Source organism: Ruegeria arenilitoris, from assembly GCF_013030985.1.
GTDB lineage: Bacteria > Pseudomonadota > Alphaproteobacteria > Rhodobacterales > Rhodobacteraceae > Ruegeria > Ruegeria arenilitoris_B.
In genome coordinates, this window is sequence record NZ_WPYP01000029.1 from 1 (window position 1) to 1,781 (window position 1,781).

Annotated in this window: 1 protein-coding gene; it reads right to left on the reverse strand. The window is 62.9% G+C overall.

Features of this window, described 5'->3' with window-relative positions; translation table 11 throughout:
* Window positions 1-1,775: sulfoacetaldehyde acetyltransferase (xsc, locus tag GOX88_RS23225; RefSeq protein WP_170407815.1), on the reverse strand; the 1,775-nt coding region annotated here is incomplete at its 3' end.
* Between the last annotated feature and the right edge of the window lie 6 nt (window positions 1,776-1,781).

Here is a 1,781-nt window from a genome sequence, read left to right on the forward strand (position 1 = left end):
ACCCCTGCCTGAGGTGTCATGTCGTCGGCGCTGATGCCGGCGACTGCGACGGGCTTCTTCATCGCGTCGCGGCGGAAGGGCTCACCCAGTTCCTGGTTGATCAGGGCTTCGATCAGGGTGGTGATGCCGTTCTTCTGGTCCTCGATCGCCTGGTTCAGGGCCGCGGTCAGCTCGTCCTGCGTGCGGGCGACAACGCCTTTCAGACCACAGGCCTGCGCGATACCGGCGTAAGACACCTTGGTGTCCAGCTCGGTGCCGACGAAGTTGTCGTCGAACCACAGGGTCGAGTTCCGCTTTTCCGCACCCCACTGGTAGTTGCGGAAGACGATCTGGGTCACTGCGGGCCATTCCTCACGGCCGATTGCGGTCAGCTCGGTGACCGCGATACCAAAGGCACCGTCACCCGAGAAGCCGACGACCGGTACGTCCGGGCAGCCGATCTTGGCGCCGATCACCGACGGCAGGCCATAGCCACAGGGGCCGAACAGGCCCGGCGCCAGATATTTGCGGCCTTCCTCGAAGGACGGATACGCGTTGCCGATGGCGCAGTTGTTGCCGATGTCGGACGAGATGATCGCCTCTTTCGGCAGCGCGGCCTGAATCGCGCGCCATGCCATGCGCGGGCTCATCCAGTCCGGCTTGGCGGCACGGGCGCGCTCGTTCCAGGTGGTGCCCGGGTCGTCCTGCTCGTGATCCATCGAGGTCAGTTCCTGCGCCCAACGCGACTTTTTCTCCGCGATTTTCGCCTTGCGGGCGTCGCGGCCCTCGTCGCCTGCGGTGTCCGAAAGCTGTGCCAGGATATTGGTTGCAACAGTGGCCGCGTCGCCAACGATACCGACCGAGACCTTTTTGGTCAGGCCGATACGATCCGGGTTGATGTCGACCTGAATGATTTTCGCATTGGCCGGCCAGTATTCCAGACCGTAACCGGGCAGGGTCGAGAACGGGTTCAGACGGGTGCCGAGGCACAGGACAACGTCAGCCTCGCTGATCAGCTCCATCGCGGCTTTCGAGCCGTTATAGCCCAGCGGACCGGCAAACAGCGGGTGCGAGCCGGGGAAGGCGTCGTTGTGCTGGTAGCCAACGCAAACCGGCGCGTCCAGACGCTCGGCCAGCGCTTTCGAGGCTTCGATGCCGCCCGCGGACAGAACTGTACCGGCGCCGTTCAGAATGACCGGGTTCTGGGCATTCGACAGCAGCGCGGCGGCTTCGGTCACGGCAGAGGCACCGCCCGAAGGCAGTTCGAATTCGACAACGGCAGGCAGTTCGATATCGACCACTTGCGTGAAGAAGTCACGCGGCACGTTGATCTGTGCCGGGGCCGAGGCGCGCTTGGCCTTGGTGATCACGCGGCTGAGGACTTCGGCCATCCGCGACGGGTCGCGCACTTCTTCCTGGTAGCAGACGCAGTCCGCGAACATGCGCATCTGCTCCATCTCCTGGAAGCCGCCCTGACCCATGGTCTTGTTCGCGGCCTGCGGCGTGACCAGCAGCAGCGGGGTGTGGTTCCAGTAGGCGGTTTTGACGGCGGTGACAAAGTTGGTGATGCCGGGGCCGTTCTGCGCGATCATCATCGACATTTTGCCGGTGGCGCGGGTATAGCCGTCGGCCATCATCCCGCCCGAGCCTTCATGCGCGCAGTCCCAGAAGGTGATGCCGGCTTTTCCGAAAATATCTGAGATCGGCATCATCGCCGAACCAATGATACCGAAGGCATGTTCAATACCGTGAAGCTGCAGAACCTTAACAAAGGCCTCTTCCGTCGTCATTTTCATCTGAGT